This window comes from Actinomadura latina NBRC 106108 (assembly GCF_001552195.1).
In the GTDB taxonomy this organism is placed as follows: Bacteria; Actinomycetota; Actinomycetes; order Streptosporangiales; family Streptosporangiaceae; genus Spirillospora; species Spirillospora latina.
This window is the reverse complement of record NZ_BCQS01000005.1, coordinates 560,161-576,496: the sequence shown is the minus strand read 5'-3', so window position 1 is coordinate 576,496 and position 16,336 is coordinate 560,161. Positions and strand designations below refer to the sequence as shown.

The window sequence follows — 16,336 nt, the reverse complement described above, 5'->3', positions numbered from 1 at the left end:
AAGTTCGACGGGTCCGAGCAGGCGGCCGGACGAGGCAGACTTGAGGGGTGCCCTCGACCCTTCCCGACGGTGATCCCGTCCCCTCCGACGGCGCGCTGCCCGCCAGTGCCCTGGACGGCCTCGGAGGCCGCCCGTTCGCCTTCTACGTCCACGTGCCCTTCTGCGTGACGCGGTGCGGGTACTGCGACTTCAACACCTACACGGCGACGGAGCTCGGGCCTGGCGCGAGCCGTGACTCCTACGCCGATACCGCCATCACCGAGGTGCGGATGGCGCGGCGCGTCCTCGGGGACGTGGACCTCCCCGTCGAGACGGTCTTCGTGGGCGGCGGTACGCCGACGCTGCTTCCGCCGGGCGACCTGGGCCGTGTCCTGGCCGCCATCGACGCCGAGTTCGGGCTCGCGGAGGACGCGGAGGTCACCACAGAGGCGAACCCGGAGTCGGTGGACGAGTCCTATGTGGCCAAGCTCCGCGAGGCCGGGTTCACCAGGATCTCGTACGGCATGCAGAGCGCGCGCGAGCACGTCCTGGCCGTCCTCGAACGCGCACACAGTCCCGGACGCGTCCCCCAAGTCGTCGAGTGGACGCGCAAGGCAGGCTTCGAGCACATCAACCTCGACCTCATCTACGGCACACCAGGCGAAACCGACGACGACTGGAGGGCCTCCCTAGAGGCGGCCCTGGCGTCGGAACCCGACCACGTTTCTGCGTACGCGCTCATCGTCGAAGAGGGCACCCGCCTGGCCGCCCAGGTGAAACGCGGCGAACTCACGGCCCCCGACGACGACGCCATGGCCGACCGGTACCTCATCGCCGACGAGATGCTCCGCGCCCACGGCCTGCACTGGTATGAGATCTCCAACTGGGCCGCCGACCCCTCCGCCGCGTGCCGCCACAACATGCTCTATTGGACGGGCGCCGACTGGTGGGGCGTCGGCCCGGGCGCGCACAGCCACGTCGGGGGGACCCGCTGGTGGAACGTCAAGCATCCCGCCGCCTACGCCTCCCGCCTGGCCGAAGGCACCACGCCCGCGCACGCCAGGGAGGTCTTGACCGGCGACGACCGCCACATCGAGCGCATCATGCTCGAACTCCGCCTGGCACAGGGCTGCCCCGCCGACCTGCTGGACGACAAGGCCGTCCGCAGAGCCATCGACGATGGCCTGGTGGAACGAGACTCCTATGAGCAGGGACGAGTCGTCCTGACCCTCCGAGGCCGTCTCCTGGCCGACGCACTAGTCCGCGATCTGACCTAGGCGCAGTTACGCCGTGACGAAATCGATGAGTTCTTCCACACGGCCCAGGAGGGCGGGTTCCAGGTCGGTGTAGGAGTTGACCGAATTCAGGATCCGCTTCCAAGCGGCACCCGTGTTGTCGCCCCAGCCGAGCTCGGCGATGACGCCCTCCTTCCACGGGACGCCTCGCGGGATGCGCGGCCAGGCCCGGATGCCGACGGCGGCGGGCTTGACCGCCTCCCAGATGTCGATGAACGGATGCCCGGTGATGAGGACGTGCGGGGACGACACCCGCGCGGCGATCCGGGACTCCTTGGAGCCCTCCACCAGGTGGTCGACGAGGACGCCGAGGCGGCGGTCCGCGTCCGGGCCGAACTCCTCGACGATGGCGGGCAGGTCGTCCACGCCTTCGAGGTACTCCACCACGACGCCCTCGACGCGCAGGTCGTGGCCCCAGATCTTCTCGACCAGCTCGGCGTCGTGGACGCCCTCCACGTAGATGCGGCTCTCCTTGGCCACCCGGGCGCGCAGCCCCTGGACGGCGATGGAGCCGGACGCCGACCGCGCCGGCCCCGATGGCGCCGCGGTGGGCCTGACCAGCGTGACCGGCTTGCCGTCGATCAGGAAGCCCGACTTGGTGAGCGGGAACACGCGCCGCTTGCCGAACCGGTCCTCCAGGGTGACGCCGAGCTTGTCGCAGCCGACCACGGCACCGCAGAAGCCGCTGCCGGGATCCTCCGCGACCAGCCCCGGCTCGGCCGGCACCTCGGGGATCTGCCCCTTGCGCGGCCTGCGCCAGTCGCCGGAGAGCACGTCGTTTCCGTATTTCTTACTGCGCACGGGTCCGCACATTAACCCGGCGGGACGGCCGTACGGCGTCGCCCCTCGTCCCTCGGCGTGGCGCCCGCGCCCGATGCGGATAGGATCACGCAGCCGTGCGGGCGGTCCGCGGGCACTCCGATCGGGGTCCCGGGGGTCGTACACTTGGCACTCAGGAGCAAGGAGTGCCAGCGGCGGGGAGGCCGGCCGGACGAGGGAGGTGACGCCGTGCTGGACGACCGGAAACTCGAGGTCCTGCGCGCCATCGTCGAGGACTTCGTCTCCACCAACGAGCCGGTGGGGTCGAAGGCCCTGGCGGACCGGCACAATCTCGGGGTGTCCCCGGCGACCATCCGCAACGACATGGCGGCGCTGGAGGAGCAGGGCTACATCGCCCAGCCGCACACCAGCGCCGGGCGCGTCCCCACCGACAAGGGCTACCGGCTGTTCGTCGACCGGCTGTCCACGATCAAGCCGCTGTCGGTCGCCGAGCGGCGCGCGATCGAGACGTTCCTGTCCGGCGCCTACGACCTCGACGACGTCGTCGGCCGCACGGTGCGGCTGCTCGCGCAGCTCACCCGGCAGGTCGCGGTCGTGCAGTACCCGTCGCTGACCCGCTCGTCGGTGCGGCACGTCGAGCTGGTCCGGGTCGCCGAGGAGCGGCTGCTGCTCGTCCTGATCACCAACACCGGGCGGGTGGAGCAGCGGGTCATCGACATGCCCGGCACCCTGTCCGAGGAATCGATCGGGCACCTGCGGGCGTTGCTGAACACATGCCTGGACGGGCTCGGCCTCGGCGACGTGCCGGCCGCCGTCGCCGACCTCCCCGAGAAGGTGGGGCCGGACGAGCGGCCGGTCGCGGCGTCGGTGCTGTCCGTCCTGCTGGAGACGCTCGTCGAGAACCACGAGGAGAAGATCGTTTTCGCCGGGGCGGCCAACCTCGCCGCCGTGGACTTCTCGCAGAGCCTGCGGGAGGTGCTCGTGGCGCTTGAGGAACAGGTGGTCCTCATGCGGCTGCTCGGCGAGACCGGAGACTCCTCTACAGTTACGGTGCGGATCGGCACCGAGAACCCCGACCTGGGGCTCCGGTCGACCTCGGTCGTCGCCGCGGACTACGGGGTGGGCGACCTCACCCTGGCCCGGCTTGGAGTGCTCGGGCCTACACGCATGGATTACCCCAGCACGATGGGAGCGGTACGGGCAGTGGCACGCTACGTGGGACAGATCCTGGCGGGGTCGTGAAAGTGGCGAACGACTACTACGCGATCCTGGGCGTCCGGCGCGACGCCAGCGCCGACGAGGTGAAGAAGGCCTACCGCCGGCTCGCGCGCGAGCTCCACCCGGACGTCAACCCGGATCCGGAGACCCAGGAGAAGTTCAAGGAGATCACCCAGGCGTACGAGGTGCTCTCCGACCCCAAGAAGCGCGAGATGTACGACCTCGGCGCGGACCCGTTCGCGTCCGGGGCGGGGGCGGGCGCCGGCGGTTTCGGCGGCGCCGGGTTCCCGTTCAGCGACATCATGGACGCCTTCTTCGGGACGGCGACCTCGCGCGGCCCGCGGTCGCGGGCGCGGCGCGGCCGGAACGCGACGCTGCGGGTCGAGCTCGACCTCGGCGAGACCGCGTTCGGCACGACCCGCGAGCTGTCCATCGACACCGCGGTCGCCTGCACCGCCTGCGAGGGGTCGGGCTGCGCGCCCGGCACCCACCCGGACACGTGCGAGACGTGCCACGGGCGCGGCGAGGTGCAGCAGGTGCAGCGCTCGTTCCTCGGCCAGGTGATGACCGCGCGGCCGTGCCCGGCGTGCGGCGGGTTCGGGTCGGTGATCCGCAACCCGTGCACCGAGTGCTCCGGCGACGGCCGGGTCCGCACCCGGCGCACCGTCAAGGTCAAGATCCCGGCGGGGGTGGAGAACGGCATCCACATCCAGCTCGCCGGCGAGGGCGAGGTCGGCCCCGGCGGCGGCCCGCCCGGCGACCTGTTCCTGGAGATCGTGGAGAAGCCGCACCCGATCTTCGAGCGGGAGGGCGACGACCTGCACTGCACGGTCGAGATCCCGATGACGGCGGCGGCGCTCGGCACCAGCGTCACGATCGAGACGCTGGACGCGGCCGAGAGCGTCGACATCAAGCCCGGCACGCAGTCGGGGCAGGTCATCACGCTCTACAACCGGGGCGTCCGGCACCTCAACGAGAGCGGCCGCGGCGACCTGATGATCCACGTGGACGTGGAGACGCCGGGCCGGCTGGACGAGGAGCAGGAGGAGCTGCTGCGGCGCCTCGCGGTCCTGCGCGGCGAGGAGCGTCCCCCCGGCAAGTTCGCCCCCGGGCAGCGCACCGGCGTGTTCTCCCGCATCAAGGACGTCTTCAACCAGCACTGAAGCGCCGTGGCGGCGGCCTACCGGGAAGGCCGCCGCGGCGACGGCGAGCAGGGCGACCCTGGAGGATCCAGATGAGCGGGGCGAAGCGGGCGGTGTGGGGGGTCGCCTCCCACAGGGCTCGCGCATGAGTCCGCCGGTGTTCCTCGCGGGGACGGACGCGCTGGAGCGGGACACGATCGTCCTGGACGGGCCCGAGGGCCGGCACGCGGCGGCCGTGCGGCGGCTGCGGCCCGGTGAGCGCGTCGACCTGACCGACGGCGCCGGGTTGCTGGCCGAGTGCGTCGTCACCGCCGCCGACCGCGCGTCCCTCACGCTGGACGTGCGGGCCCGGCACCGGCAGCCGCCCCCGGCGCCGCGCATCGCGGTCGTCCAGGCCCTGCCGAAGGGCGACCGGGGCGAGCTGGCCGTCGAGACCATGACCGAGGTCGGCGTGGACGTGATCGTCCCGTGGGCGGCGGACCGCTGCGTCACCCGGTGGCGTCCGGAGCGCCGCGACAAGGCCCTCGGACGCTGGCGCGCGACCGCGCGGGAGGCCGCCAAGCAGGCGCGCCGCAGCCGGCTCCCCGAAGTGCCGGATCTGGCGTCCACCGAGGACGTCGCCGCACGGTTGGCGGCCGCGACCCTGGCCCTGGTCCTGCATGAGGAGGCGGAGGCCCCGCTGAGCGCCGTGGAGGCGCCCGCGGACGGCGACATCGTCCTCGTCGTCGGGCCCGAGGGCGGCATCACGGACGCGGAGCTGGACCGGTTCGCTTCGGCGGGCGGGCGTCCCGCCAGGCTCGGCCCGACCGTGCTGCGCACGTCGACGGCCGGGGTGGCGGCGGCCAGCGTGCTGCTGGCCGCCACCGGACGCTGGTAAGGCCGTCCCGCGAGGCCGTCAGGGCGTGCTCGCGGCGCCCTGCTCCGTCGTGCTCGCCGGGTCGCTCGTCGGCGTCTGCGTCGGAGTGTCGGTCGGCTTCGCCGAGGTCGGCGGCGCGGTCGGCGTGGTCGGCGCCGGAGTGACCGGCGAGGTGGTCGGCGTCTCGCTCGGGCACGGCGTGGTGGCCGCGGACGGCGTGGTGGTCGTGCCGGGCGAGGCGGACGCGGCGCCCGGCTGCGGGATGCGGCAGGACGACAGCCCCGGCGTGGAGCTGGGGCCCGCCGTCGAGGAGGCCGACTGAGAGCCGGACGCGCCGGCCCCCGGGGACGACGGGCCGGGGAACTGCGGGTTGCCCTGGGGGTCGGTGCGGTCCCCGTCGGTGCTGTTCTGCCCGCCGCCGGCCGGCCCGTTGTTGCCGACCGTCTGCTGGATGAGGTTCATGGTCTGCGGCGCCGTCACGCCGAGCGCGGCGATCAGAACGGCGGCGGCCACGGCGAGGACGGGCCGCGCCCAGCCGACGGTGAACCGGTCCACCCCGAACCGGGCGTGCCCGAAGAGCAGTCCGAGACCGAACCGGCGGCTCTGGCCGTCGGCTATGCGGGCCCGGATGCGCTCCAGGCCGTCGCCCGCGGGGTTGACCGAGTCCGCCTCCGCGTGCAGGGCGCGGCGGAGGATCTCGCCGTGCTCGTCGTGGGGGTCGGTGGTCATGAGAATTGCTCCAGGACGTTGCGTAGCGCGGTCATTCCACGAGCCGTGTGACTCTTCACGGCGCCGCGGGAGATGCCCATCGAGTTCGCGATCTCCGCTTCGGAGAGATCGGCGTAGTAGCGAAGGACGAGTGCCTCCCGCTGGCGGGTGGGAAGCCGGGACAGCGCGTCGATGACCGCCGAGCGTTCCAGCTCCCCGATGGCCCCGGCCTCCGCGCTCGGCGCGTCCGGCAGGCCCTTCGGGGCGTACTTCTCGACGACGGCGCGGTGCCGGAGCACCGATCGCGACCGGTTCACCACGGACTGGCGCAGGTACGACAGGGCCTTGTCGGGGTCGCGCAGGCGCCGCCAGCCGCCGTGCATCGCGACGAAGGCGTCCTGGACGACCTCTTCGGCCGTCCCGGCGTCCCGTACGAGCATGGCGGCCAGACGCACGAGCGAGCGGTAGTTGGCGCTGTAGAGCGCGGTCACCGCCTGATCGGCGTCCCAGGCGACGGCCACCGCCCCCGCCGTGCCCCTGGCCACGAGGGTCTCGGTCACGTCAGTTCGACGCGCACCCTCCTCGCCCGGTTTACGAAAGGGCATGTCCTGGTCTGCCTCGGTCACCTGTCCGCCGCCTTCGCCGGCCCCGGCCGTCCATTCGACGGGCGCCCTCGGGGCGGCATGAATCGGGCGTCCCCGCCCGGCCGGCAGAACGCCGCAACGCCTTGCGTACCGGGGGGTGCGCCCTGAGCTGACAACCTTAACCAGTGACCGGTCGTCATGGTGACCGCAACCGGAGGTTGATCAACGGAAACACTATCCGGCACGGGGCGCCGCGGGCCGCGGCCGTCGCCGTCTCGATAGGATTCCCGGGCGGTCACGGGCCGCTGCGAGGGGAGACAGATGACCGACTGCCTGTTCTGCAAGATCGTTTCCGGGGACGTGCCCGCCAAGATCGTCCGCGAGTCGGCGGGGACGGTGGCGTTCCGCGACATCAACCCGCAGGCGCCCACGCACGTGCTGGTCATCCCGAGGGACCACCACCCGACCGTCGGGGAGCTCGCCGCGGCCGACGCGGAGCTGCTCGCCGAGATCGTCCGCGAGGCGCACCAGGTGGCCGTCGACGAGGGCGTCGCCGAGGCCGGCTACCGGGTCGTGTTCAACACCGGCGCCCAGGCCGGCCAGACGGTCTTCCACGTGCACGCCCACGTGCTGGGCGGCCGCGGCCTCAACTGGCCTCCCGGCTGAGCCCTCCGCCGGGCCGGGTGCCCGGCGGGTCACGCCACGCGAAAAACCTGTCGGCGCTCTGCCGGGGGCGGCCAGTACGATGGATGGCGACATACCTGGACACCCGGAGCAGACAGAAGGCAGGTCCGAGAGGCCGCAAGGCCCGGCTGATGGTCGAATCAACTCACACGAGGGCAACTCGCACGGGGCGCGACGACCGGAACGGCTCGCGCTCGCAGATCAAGATCGTGGTGCCGGACGACCATTCGATGGTGAGCCTGCTGGGCTCCCGGGATGAGCTGCTCCACGCGATCGAGCAGGCGTTCGGCAGCGACATCGACATCCACGTCCGCGGCAACGAGATCACCGTGACCGGCCCGGAGGCCGACACGGACCTGGCGTCCCGGCTCTTCAGCGAGATGCTGGAGCTGCTGAGGGGCGGCACCCAGCTCACCCCCGACGCGGTCGAGCGCAGCCTCGCGATGCTGCGCGGCGAGAGCGGTGCGCGCCCGGCGGAGGTCCTGACCTTGGACGTGCTGTCCAGCCGGGGCCGGACGATCCGCCCGAAGACGCTGAACCAGCGGCGCTACGTCGACGCGATCGACAAGCACACGATCGTGTTCGGGATCGGCCCGGCCGGCACCGGCAAGACGTACCTGGCGATGGCCAAGGCCGTCCGCGCGCTGCAGGACAAGCAGGTCAACCGCATCATCCTGACGCGTCCCGCGGTCGAGGCGGGGGAGCGGCTCGGGTTCCTGCCCGGCACTCTCTACGAGAAGATCGACCCGTACCTGCGGCCGCTGTACGACGCGCTGCACGACATGGTCGACCCCGACTCGATCCCGCGCCTGATGGCCGCCGGCACCATCGAGGTCGCCCCCCTGGCGTACATGCGTGGACGGACCTTGAACGACTCTTTCATCATCCTGGACGAGGCGCAGAACACCTCGGCCGAGCAGATGAAGATGTTCCTCACCCGGCTCGGCTTCGGGTCGAAGGTCGTGGTGACCGGCGACGTCACCCAGGTCGACCTGCCGAACGGGCAGACGAGCGGGCTCCGCGTCGTCCAGGACATCCTGGAGGGCGTCGAGGACATCGACTTCTGCAGGCTGAACAGCCGCGACGTCGTCCGGCACAAGCTGGTCACCGACATCGTCGACGCCTACAACCGCTGGGACGAGGCGCGCGTGCCGGAGTTCAAGCAGGGCGCGCGCGGCGGATCCCGCAAGCGGGGGCGGCAGTGAGCATCGAGGTGCTGAACGAGTCGGGCGTCCCGGTCGACGAGAACGCGATCGCGGCGCTGTCCCGGCACGTCCTCGACGGGATGCGCGTGCACCCGCTCGCGGAGCTGTCGGTCCTGCTGGTCGACGAGGCCGCGATGACCGAGCTGCACGAGAAGTGGATGGACGAGCCCGGCCCGACCGACGTGCTGTCGTTCCCCATGGACGAGCTGCGCCCCGGCCACATGCCGGGCGGCGCCGACGAGGACGGCGAGACCGATCCGGGGCTGCTCGGCGACGTCGTCCTGTGCCCGTCGGTGGCGGAGAGGCAGGCGCGCGCGGCCGGGCACGCCACGGAGGCGGAGCTGGAGCTGCTGTGCGCGCACGGCATCCTCCACCTCCTCGGCTACGACCACGCCGAGCCGGAGGAGCACAAGGAGATGTTCGGCCTGCAGGCCGAGCTCCTCACCTCCTGGCGGGAGAAACGCGGCGGCTGATGAGCACGGCGCAGGCGTGGCTGTCCGCCCTGGCGGCGGGCCTGGTGTTCATGGCGGGCCTGCTGGCCGGCACCGAGACGGCGCTCGCCCGGGTGTCGCGCGTCACCGTCGACGAGGTCGTCCGCGAGGGGCGGCGCGGCGCGAAGCGGCTCGCTGAGGTCGTCGCCGACCCGGCCCGCTACGTCAACATGGTGCTGCTGCTGCGGATCGGCTGCGAGCTGGTCGCCACCGTGATCGTGGCGGACCTGTGCATCTCCTGGCTGGACGAGACGTGGCGCGCCTACGTCACCGCCGCCGCGATCATGATCGTGGTCAGCTATGTGGTGATCGGCGTCGGGCCCCGCACGCTCGGCATCCAGCACGCCGACCGGATCGCGCTCGCGGGCGCCGCGGTGATCCACCCGGTGACCCGGGTGCTCGGGCCGCTGCCCGCGCTGCTGATCGCCCTCGGCAACGCGCTGACGCCCGGCAAGGGGTTCCGGGAGGGCCCGTTCGCGTCCGAGGCGGAGCTGCGCGACCTCGTCGACCTCGCCGAGCAGCGCGATCTGATCGAGCCCGTCGAGCGGGAGATGATCCACTCGGTGTTCGAGCTGGGCGACACCCTCGTCCGCGAGGTGATGGTGCCGCGCACCGACATCGTGTTCATCGAGCGCACGAAGACGCTGCGGCAGGCGATGTCGCTCGCGCTGCGCAGCGGCTTCTCCCGCATCCCCGTCGTGGGCGAGAACGAGGACGACGTCGTCGGCATCGCCTACCTGAAGGACGTCGTCCGCCGCTCCCAGGAGCACCGCGAGGGCGAGTCGGTCGAGACGGTCGACTCGGTCATGCGCCCGGCCACCTACGTGCCCGACAGCAAGCCGATCGACGAGCTGCTGCGCGAGATGCAGGCCCGGCAGATCCACGTCGCGATCGTCATCGACGAGTACGGCGGCACCGCCGGCCTCGTCACCATCGAGGACATCCTGGAGGAGATCGTCGGGGAGATCACCGACGAGTACGACCGCGAGATCCCGCCGGTCACCTGGCTGCCGGACGGCGCCGCCCGCGTCACCGCCCGCCTCCCCGTCGAGGACCTCGCCGAGCTGTTCGACGTCGAACTCGACGCCGAGGACGTGGAGACCGTCGGCGGCCTGCTGGCCCATGCCCTCGGCCGCGTCCCCATCGAGGGCTCCACGGCCGAGGTCGGCTCGGGTGACGACGGCCCCGTCCTCACCCTGAGAGCCGAGACGATCGCCGGCCGCCGCAACCGGATCGGCACCGTGCTGGTGACGAGGCTGGGGGCCGCCGCGGCGGACGCGCCGGCCACCGGGGAGTCCGGCCGGCTCCGCTGACGCGCCGGGTCAGAGGGTGGTGCGGAGGGTTCCGTCGGGGGCGGCGACCAGGACGGGTGCCTTCGGCCCCAGGTCCCGGACGGCCTGGACGTCGGAGGGGTCGGGGGTTTCGGCGGCCGTCACCACCGCGGCGGCCTCCAGGTCTGCGGCGCCGCTGGAGACGGCCATCGCCACCGCGGCCTTGAGGGCGGAGAGCCGGAGGGACGGCAGGTCCACGCTCGTGGCGTTGTAGGTGCGGCCCGTCTCGTCGCGCACGGCCGCGCCCTCGGCGGCGCCCGTGCGGGCCCGCGCCGACCTGGCCAGGGTGATGATCTTCGCGTCCTCGGCGTTCAGCTCGCTCACGCCGCCCAGCGTACGGGGTGGGCCGCAAGTCATCGCCAAGTGGGCGGCAAGGGGCCCGCGCGATCCTCGGACGGTCGGACTGCCGAGCCGGGGGAGAAAACGATGTCCCGTCTGCTTTACCGCCTGGGGAGGGCCGCGGCCTTGCGGCCCTGGCGGTTCATCGTGGTGTGGCTTGCGCTGGTCGCGGCGGCCGCCGGGTTCGCCGGCGCCGCGGGCGGCGCCCTGCACGACGACTACACGCTGGCCGGCACGGGGTCGCAGCAGGCCACCGATCTGCTGCGGGAGCGGTTCCCGGCGCTGTCGGGCGCGGACGCGCGGGTGGTCGTCCACGCGAAGTCCGGGACGGTGGACCGGGCGAGGCTGGCCGCGGCGGCGGGGGAGCTGCGGAAGCTGCCGCACGTGAGCGAGGTGAGCCCGCCGCAGCCGAGCCCGGACGGGGCGACGGCGCTGCTGACCGTCCGGTACTCGGTGCCCGTCACGGATCTGGCGCCGGACGAGACGCTCGACCGGCTGCGGTCGGCGGCGCGGGGACTGGACGGCTACCAGGTGGAGTTCGGCGGGCAGGTGCCGGAGAACGTCACCGCGCCCGGGGGCGTCGCCGAGGCGATCGGGATCGTGGCCGCGCTGGTGATCCTCTTCCTGGCGTTCGGGTCGGTGGTGGCGGCGGGGCTGCCGCTGGCGGTGGCGCTGGCCGGCCTCGGCGTGGGCGTGTCGGGGATCACGCTGGTGGCCGCGGTCACTGATGTGGCCACTACCGCGCCGACGCTGGCGACCATGGTCGGGCTCGGCGTCGGCATCGACTACGCGCTGTTCATCCTCACCCGGCACCGGGAGGGGCTCGCGGCGGGGCTGGACGTGCCGGAGGCGGCGGGGCGGGCCATCGCGACGGCCGGGCTGTCGGTCCTCTTCGCCGGGTTCACCGTGCTGCTGGCGCTGTTCGGGCTGGTGCTGTCCCGCATCCAGGTCTTCATGACCATGGGCTTCACCACCGGGCTCGTCGTCGCGGTGACCGTGCTGAGCGCGCTCACCCTCCTGCCGGCGGTGCTGGGGCTGGCCGGGCGGCGGGTGCTGCGCCGCCGCGACCGCGCCGCCGGCGCGGCGATCAGCGTGGAGTCGCCGCGGGTGCGGCGGTGGGCCGGGCATGTCGGGCGGCACCCGTGGCCGTGGCTGCTCGCCGCGTCCGTGCTGATGCTCACCCTGGCCGCGCCGGCGCTCGGCATGCGCACCTGGCCGAGCGACGCCAGCAGCGAGCCGGCGTCCAACACCGTCCGGCAGGCGTACGACCTCGTCGCGGACGCCTACGGCCCCGGCGCGAACGGGCCGCTGCTCGTCGCCGTCGATCTGGCGAAGACCGATCAGGGTGCCCTGCCGGGGCTCGGGGAGCGGCTCGCCCGGACCGACGGCGTCAAGGCCGTCGCGCCGCCGATGCTGTCCCCGCACCGCGACGCCGCGGTGATCATGGTCACCCCGGAGTACGGGCCGCAGGACGAGCGGGTGACGGGGCTCGTCGACCGGATCCGCGCGGACGCGCTGCCGCCCGGCGCGGAGATCACCGGGCTGACCGCCGCCTACGTGGACCTGTCCCGGATGCTGTCCGACCGGCTCTGGCCGGTGATCGGCGTGGTCGTCGCCACGTCCTTCGTCATGCTGATGATCGTCTTCCGGTCGCTGCTGGCGCCGCTGAAGGCGGCGGTGATGAACCTGCTGTCGATCGGCGCCGCGTACGGGGTGCTCACCGCGGTGTTCCAGTGGGGCTGGGGCGCGGAGCTGCTCGGGCTCCCGCACAGCGTCCCGGTGTCGTCGTTCATCCTGCTGCTGCTGTTCGCGGTCCTGTTCGGCGTGTCGATGGACTACGAGGTCTTCCTGCTGTCGCGGGTCAGGGAGGACTGGCTGCGGCACGGCGACGCGCGCGGTTCGGTCACCTCCGGCCTCGCCGCGACCGGCCGGGTCATCTCCAGCGCCGCGCTGATCATGGTGGCGGTGTTCCTCGGCTTCGCCGCCGACCCCGGTCTGGTGATCAAGCAGACGGGGGTGGGGCTCGCGGTCGCGGTGGCGCTGGACGCGACCGTCGTCCGGCTGGTGCTGGTCCCCGCCACGATGGCGCTGCTCGGGCGGGCGAACTGGTGGCTGCCGAAGCCGCTCGCCCGCGTCCTGCCGGAGATCGGCCTGCACGGCGGCGCCGGGCCCGCCGCCGCGGCCGCACGGGAGCCCGAACCCAGCCGCGCGTAGCACGGGGGAGCGTTCATGATGGGCGGACATGTCCCGGTTAGGCTGATCGGGACATGTCGCCTGTCGTACGCGTGCTCGGGGCCTTCGGCGCCGAGGTGGCGGGGGTTCCCGCCGACCTCGGCGGTCCGCGGCAGCGCTCGGTGCTGGCGCGCCTCACCGTCGCGCGGGGCCGGATGGTGCCCGCCGACCGGCTCGTCGAGGACCTCTGGGCGGCGGCGGCCCCGCCGCGCGCCGCCGCCGGCCTCCAGTCGTTCGTGTCGCATCTGCGGCGCGCCCTCGAACCGGACCGCCCGCCCCGCCGGCCCGCGCGGATCCTGGTCACCGAGCCGCCCGGATACGCGCTCCGGCTGCCGGACGGCGCCGTCGACGCCTGGCGGTTCGACGCGCTGATCGACGCGGCCGGCGCGCTGCTGGAGACCGACCCGGCGGGTGCCCGCCGCGCCGCGGAGGTCGCGCTCGCCGAGTGGCGCGGGCCCGCCTACGCCGAGTTCGCGGACCTGCCGTGGGCCGCCGCCGAGGCGGCCCGGCTGGACGAGCGGCGCCGCCTCGCCGTGGAGCGCCGCGCCGCGGCCATGCTGCGGGTCGGAGCCGCCGCCGAGGCCGTCCCCGACCTGGAGACGCACGCCGCCGGCAACCCGCTGCGCGAGGAGGCGTGGCGGCTGCTCGCCCTCGCGCTCTACCGCGCCGGACGCCAGGGCGACGCCCTCGCCGCCCTGCGCCGCGCCCGCGCGGCCCTCGCCGAGGAACTCGGCGTCGATCCCGGTCCCGCGCTGCGCAGCCTGGAGGCCGGCATCCTGGCCCAGGCGCCCGCGCTGGCGGAGCCGGAACCCGCGCTGGGGGTGCCGGAGCCCCCGCTGGGAGTGCTGGAGCCCGCGCCTCCCGTCCTGCGGCTCGCGTCCCGGCCTGCCGAGCAGCCGGCCTTCGTCGGGCGCGTCGGCGAACTCGCCCGGCTCGCGGAGGCGGCCCGCGACGCCGCGGCCGGACACGGCTGCCTCGTCCTCGTCGGCGGTGACGCGGGAATGGGCAAGACCGCGCTCGCCGAACGGTTCGGCGGCGGCCTCGCCGGGCAGGGCTGGACGTGCGCGTGGGGCCGGGCGCCCGAGACCGGCGGCGCGCCCGCGGCCTGGCCGTGGGCCGAGCTCCTCCGCGACCTGACCGCCGCCGCGCCGCCCGCCGCCGGCCTCGCCGGCCGCCTCGCCCCGCTGCTGGACGACGCCGCCACCGGGCACGCCGCCACCGGGCACGCCGCCACCGGGCACGGCGACACCGGGCACGGCGACACCGACGTCAGCACGGGACGGTTCCGGCTCCACCTCGCCGTCGCCGACTACCTCGCGGGGGTCGCGGACACCGCGCCGCTCCTGCTCGTCCTCGACGACCTGCACTGGGCGGACGAGGAGACCCTCGCCCTGCTCGTCCGGCTCGCCGGCCGGCTGCGGGACCGCCGCGTCCTGCTGGTGGCCACGTTCCGGCAGACCGAGGTCGCCGAGGGCCTCGCCGCCGCGCTGGCCGCCCTCGCCCGGCACGAGCCCGTGCGGATCGACCTCGGCGGGCTGTCGCCGGACGAGGTCGCCGTCCTGGTCCGCGGCACCTGCGCCACCCGCCTGGACGACGCGGAGCTGTCCGCCATCGCCGAGCGGACCGGCGGCAACCCGTTCTTCACCCGCGAGACGGCCCGCCTCCTGGACGCCGAGGGCCTGCCCGCCGCCACCCGCCGGGTGCCCGCCGGCGTCGGCGACGTGCTGCGCCGCCGGATCGCGCGGCTGCCGGAACCGGCCCGCGCCGTGCTCCGCGACGCCGCCGTCCTCGGCCGCGACGCCGACCTGCGCGTCCTGGCCGAGCTGGCAGGCGACGACGAGACGGTGATCGACGCCGTCGAGGCCGGGCTCGGCAGCGGCCTGGTCACCGAGCCCGCGCCCGGCCGGATGCGGTTCGCGCACGCCCTCGTCCGCGACACCCTCTACGCGGGCCTGTCCCGGGCCCGCCGCACCCGGCTGCACGGCCGCGTCGCCGCCGCCCTCGAACGGCACACGCCCGGCGAGGTCGCCGCGATCGCGCACCACTACCTGGAGTCGGGCGCCGACCCGGACCGGGCCGTCCGCTACGCGCGGCGCGCCGCCGAGGCCGCCGAGGCCCGCTTCGCGCACGGCGCCGCCGCCGACCTGTGGGCCCGCGCGGTCGAGGCGCTGCGCGCCCTGGGGCGGGACGCCGACCGCGACCGGCTGGAGGCGGAGATCGCCGCCATCCGCGCCGGCGCGCTCGCCGGGCAGGTCGTCGCCGCCCGGGAGCGGCGGCTCGCCGCCATCGCCGAGGCCCGCGCGTTCGGCGACGTCCGGCTGCTGGCCCGGATCATCGCGAGCTTCGACGTCCCGACGCTGTGGACGAGCCGCGAGTACGGGACCGTCGACCACGCCGTCGTGGAGGCCACCGGCGAGGCGCTCGCCCGGCTCCCCGCCGGCGAGCCGGAGCTGCGCGTCCGGCTGCTGACCACGCTCGCGATGGAGCTGGAGGGCGAGCAGCACGACCGCGGGCTCACCGCGTCCGACGAGGCCATCGCCGCGGCCCGCGGCCTGGGCGTCCCCGAACTTCTCGCCGCCGCGCTCAACGGCGGCTACGTCAACGGCTACCGGACCGCGGACGGCCTGGACCGCCGGCGCCGGCTCGCCTCCGAGCTGCTCGGCCTCGCCGCCGAGCACGACCTCGGCACCTACCGCGTCCTCGCGCACCTGCAGCTCCAGCAGGTCGCCGTCGCCGCGCTCGACCTGCCCGCCGCGCGCCGCCACCTGGACGAGGGACGTCGGCTCGCCGAGCAGTACGGCCTGCCGCTGCTCGCCCAGATCGCCGGCTGGCACGCCGGGCTCGCGCACGCCTTCGCCGCCCGCTACGAGGAGGCCGAACGCGCCTACGAGGAGGTCGGCGGCGCCATCGGCCGCACCGGCATCTGGTTCAGCGAGCGCGGCATGGTGTTCGTCGGGCTGTTCTGCGTGCGGCTCGCGCAGGACCGCGCCGGGGAGCTGGTGGACGGCGCCGCGTGGCTGCGCCGCCAGTGGGGCCACGTCGAGGCCACCGCCGACGTGTACGCCCTCGCCCTCGCCTCCGCCGGGCGCACCGCGGAGGCCCGGCGGGTCGTCGCCGGCGCCGGTCCGGTCCGGCTCGACTACTTCCGCGACCTCACCTTGGCGATCCGGGCGCTGCGCGCGATCGCCCTCGGCGACCGCGACCTGGCGGAGCGGACGTACGCGGCGCTCCTGCCCTACGAGGGGCACATCAGCGGGGGCGCGACGGCCGTCGCCACCCTCGGGCCCGTGGCGCACGTCCTCGGCGACCTGGCCGTCTTCCTCGGCCGTCCCGCCGGGACGGCCGCCGCCCACTACCGCAGGGCCGCCGAGGTGGCCGGCCGCGTCGGCGCCGCCCGCTGGGCGGAGCGGGCGGACGAGGCCGCCGCCCGCCTCGGCACGGCGGCATGACCGTCGCCGTCCCGGCGCCACTACACTGGCCGACACATCAGCG

14 protein-coding genes are annotated in these 16,336 nt (G+C 74.3%); 10 read left to right on the top strand and 4 right to left on the bottom strand.

The window, feature by feature from the left end:
• Positions 1-47: 47 nt before the first annotated feature.
• Positions 48-1,256, top strand: coding sequence for a radical SAM family heme chaperone HemW (gene hemW, locus AL2_RS08990; RefSeq protein ID WP_067631831.1), 1,209 nt, complete (start codon positions 48-50; stop codon positions 1,254-1,256).
• 6 nt (positions 1,257-1,262) lie between these two features.
• On the opposite strand, the gene AL2_RS08985 is transcribed toward hemW, so the two are convergent.
• Positions 1,263-2,075, bottom strand: a complete 813-nt coding sequence (locus AL2_RS08985) for a DUF3097 domain-containing protein (RefSeq protein WP_083946344.1) — start codon at positions 2,073-2,075, stop codon at positions 1,263-1,265.
• Between the two features lie 207 nt (positions 2,076-2,282).
• On the opposite strand from AL2_RS08985, the gene hrcA reads away from it, so the two are divergent.
• The 3 genes from hrcA (at position 2,283) to AL2_RS08970 (ending at position 5,291) form a co-directional block, all read left to right on the top strand.
• Positions 2,283-3,296 carry a heat-inducible transcriptional repressor HrcA gene (hrcA, locus tag AL2_RS08980; protein ID WP_067631827.1) on the top strand — a complete coding sequence of 338 codons (1,014 nt, stop codon included), beginning with the start codon at positions 2,283-2,285 and terminating at the stop codon, positions 3,294-3,296.
• Between the two features lie 2 nt (positions 3,297-3,298).
• Complete coding sequence (gene dnaJ, locus AL2_RS08975; RefSeq protein WP_067631824.1) at positions 3,299-4,435, top strand: molecular chaperone DnaJ; 1,137 nt, start codon at positions 3,299-3,301, stop codon at positions 4,433-4,435.
• Between the two features lie 124 nt (positions 4,436-4,559).
• Complete coding sequence (locus AL2_RS08970; protein ID WP_067631821.1) at positions 4,560-5,291, top strand: 16S rRNA (uracil(1498)-N(3))-methyltransferase; 732 nt, start codon at positions 4,560-4,562, stop codon at positions 5,289-5,291.
• An 18-nt stretch (positions 5,292-5,309) separates the two neighbouring features.
• On the opposite strand, the gene AL2_RS08965 is transcribed toward AL2_RS08970, so the two are convergent.
• Together AL2_RS08965 and AL2_RS08960 are read right to left on the bottom strand one after the other, a co-directional pair.
• The gene (locus AL2_RS08965) at positions 5,310-5,999 is read right to left on the bottom strand and encodes a hypothetical protein (RefSeq protein ID WP_067631819.1); all 690 of its coding nucleotides are present in this window, start codon (positions 5,997-5,999) and stop codon (positions 5,310-5,312) included.
• The gene (locus tag AL2_RS08960) at positions 5,996-6,538 is read right to left on the bottom strand and encodes a SigE family RNA polymerase sigma factor (RefSeq protein ID WP_245666461.1); all 543 of its coding nucleotides are present in this window, start codon (positions 6,536-6,538) and stop codon (positions 5,996-5,998) included. The genes AL2_RS08965 and AL2_RS08960 overlap by 4 nt, the downstream gene beginning before the upstream one ends.
• Before the next feature lie 345 nt (positions 6,539-6,883).
• Here AL2_RS08960 and AL2_RS08955 point away from each other — a divergent pair, with 345 nt between their 5' ends.
• From AL2_RS08955 to AL2_RS08940, 4 genes are all read left to right on the top strand, one after another.
• A complete protein-coding gene (locus AL2_RS08955; RefSeq protein WP_067631817.1) occupies positions 6,884-7,228 on the top strand; it encodes a histidine triad nucleotide-binding protein in 345 nt (114 codons plus the stop codon).
• A 149-nt stretch (positions 7,229-7,377) separates the two neighbouring features.
• A complete protein-coding gene (locus AL2_RS08950) occupies positions 7,378-8,451 on the top strand; it encodes a PhoH family protein (RefSeq protein WP_067631815.1) in 1,074 nt (357 codons plus the stop codon).
• Positions 8,448-8,924, top strand: a complete 477-nt coding sequence (gene ybeY / locus AL2_RS08945) for an rRNA maturation RNase YbeY (RefSeq protein WP_067631813.1) — start codon at positions 8,448-8,450, stop codon at positions 8,922-8,924. Before AL2_RS08950 ends, ybeY begins: the two co-directional genes overlap by 4 nt.
• A complete protein-coding gene (locus AL2_RS08940) occupies positions 8,924-10,255 on the top strand; it encodes a hemolysin family protein (protein WP_067631811.1) in 1,332 nt (443 codons plus the stop codon). The genes ybeY and AL2_RS08940 overlap by 1 nt, the downstream gene beginning before the upstream one ends.
• Positions 10,256-10,264: 9 nt before the next feature.
• Here the strand turns inward: AL2_RS08940 and AL2_RS08935 are convergent, their stop codons facing one another.
• The gene (locus AL2_RS08935; RefSeq protein ID WP_067631808.1) at positions 10,265-10,630 is read right to left on the bottom strand and encodes a cytidine deaminase-like protein; all 366 of its coding nucleotides are present in this window, start codon (positions 10,628-10,630) and stop codon (positions 10,265-10,267) included.
• 69 nt (positions 10,631-10,699) lie between these two features.
• On the opposite strand from AL2_RS08935, the gene AL2_RS08930 reads away from it, so the two are divergent.
• The gene (locus AL2_RS08930; RefSeq protein ID WP_067631806.1) at positions 10,700-12,826 is read left to right on the top strand and encodes an MMPL family transporter; all 2,127 of its coding nucleotides are present in this window, start codon (positions 10,700-10,702) and stop codon (positions 12,824-12,826) included.
• A 53-nt stretch (positions 12,827-12,879) separates the two neighbouring features.
• Positions 12,880-16,293, top strand: a complete 3,414-nt coding sequence (locus tag AL2_RS08925; RefSeq protein ID WP_067631804.1) for an ATP-binding protein — start codon at positions 12,880-12,882, stop codon at positions 16,291-16,293.
• Positions 16,294-16,336: the final 43 nt, after the last annotated feature.

Bases quoted from the DNA above. Each gene is read 5' to 3' on its own strand.
- AL2_RS08950 (WP_067631815.1), top strand. From the start codon at position 7,378: ATGGTCGAATCAACTCACACGAGGGCAACTCGCACGGGGCGCGACGAC.
- AL2_RS08940 (WP_067631811.1), top strand. From the start codon at position 8,924: ATGAGCACGGCGCAGGCGTGGCTGTCCGCCCTGGCGGCGGGCCTGGTG.
- AL2_RS08955 (WP_067631817.1), top strand. From the start codon at position 6,884: ATGACCGACTGCCTGTTCTGCAAGATCGTTTCCGGGGACGTGCCCGCC.
- AL2_RS08970 (WP_067631821.1), top strand. From the start codon at position 4,560: ATGAGTCCGCCGGTGTTCCTCGCGGGGACGGACGCGCTGGAGCGGGAC.
- AL2_RS08930 (WP_067631806.1), top strand. From the start codon at position 10,700: ATGTCCCGTCTGCTTTACCGCCTGGGGAGGGCCGCGGCCTTGCGGCCC.
- AL2_RS08965 (WP_067631819.1), bottom strand. From the start codon at position 5,999: ATGACCACCGACCCCCACGACGAGCACGGCGAGATCCTCCGCCGCGCC.
- AL2_RS08925 (WP_067631804.1), top strand. From the start codon at position 12,880: ATGTCGCCTGTCGTACGCGTGCTCGGGGCCTTCGGCGCCGAGGTGGCG.
- AL2_RS08935 (WP_067631808.1), bottom strand. From the start codon at position 10,630: ATGACTTGCGGCCCACCCCGTACGCTGGGCGGCGTGAGCGAGCTGAAC.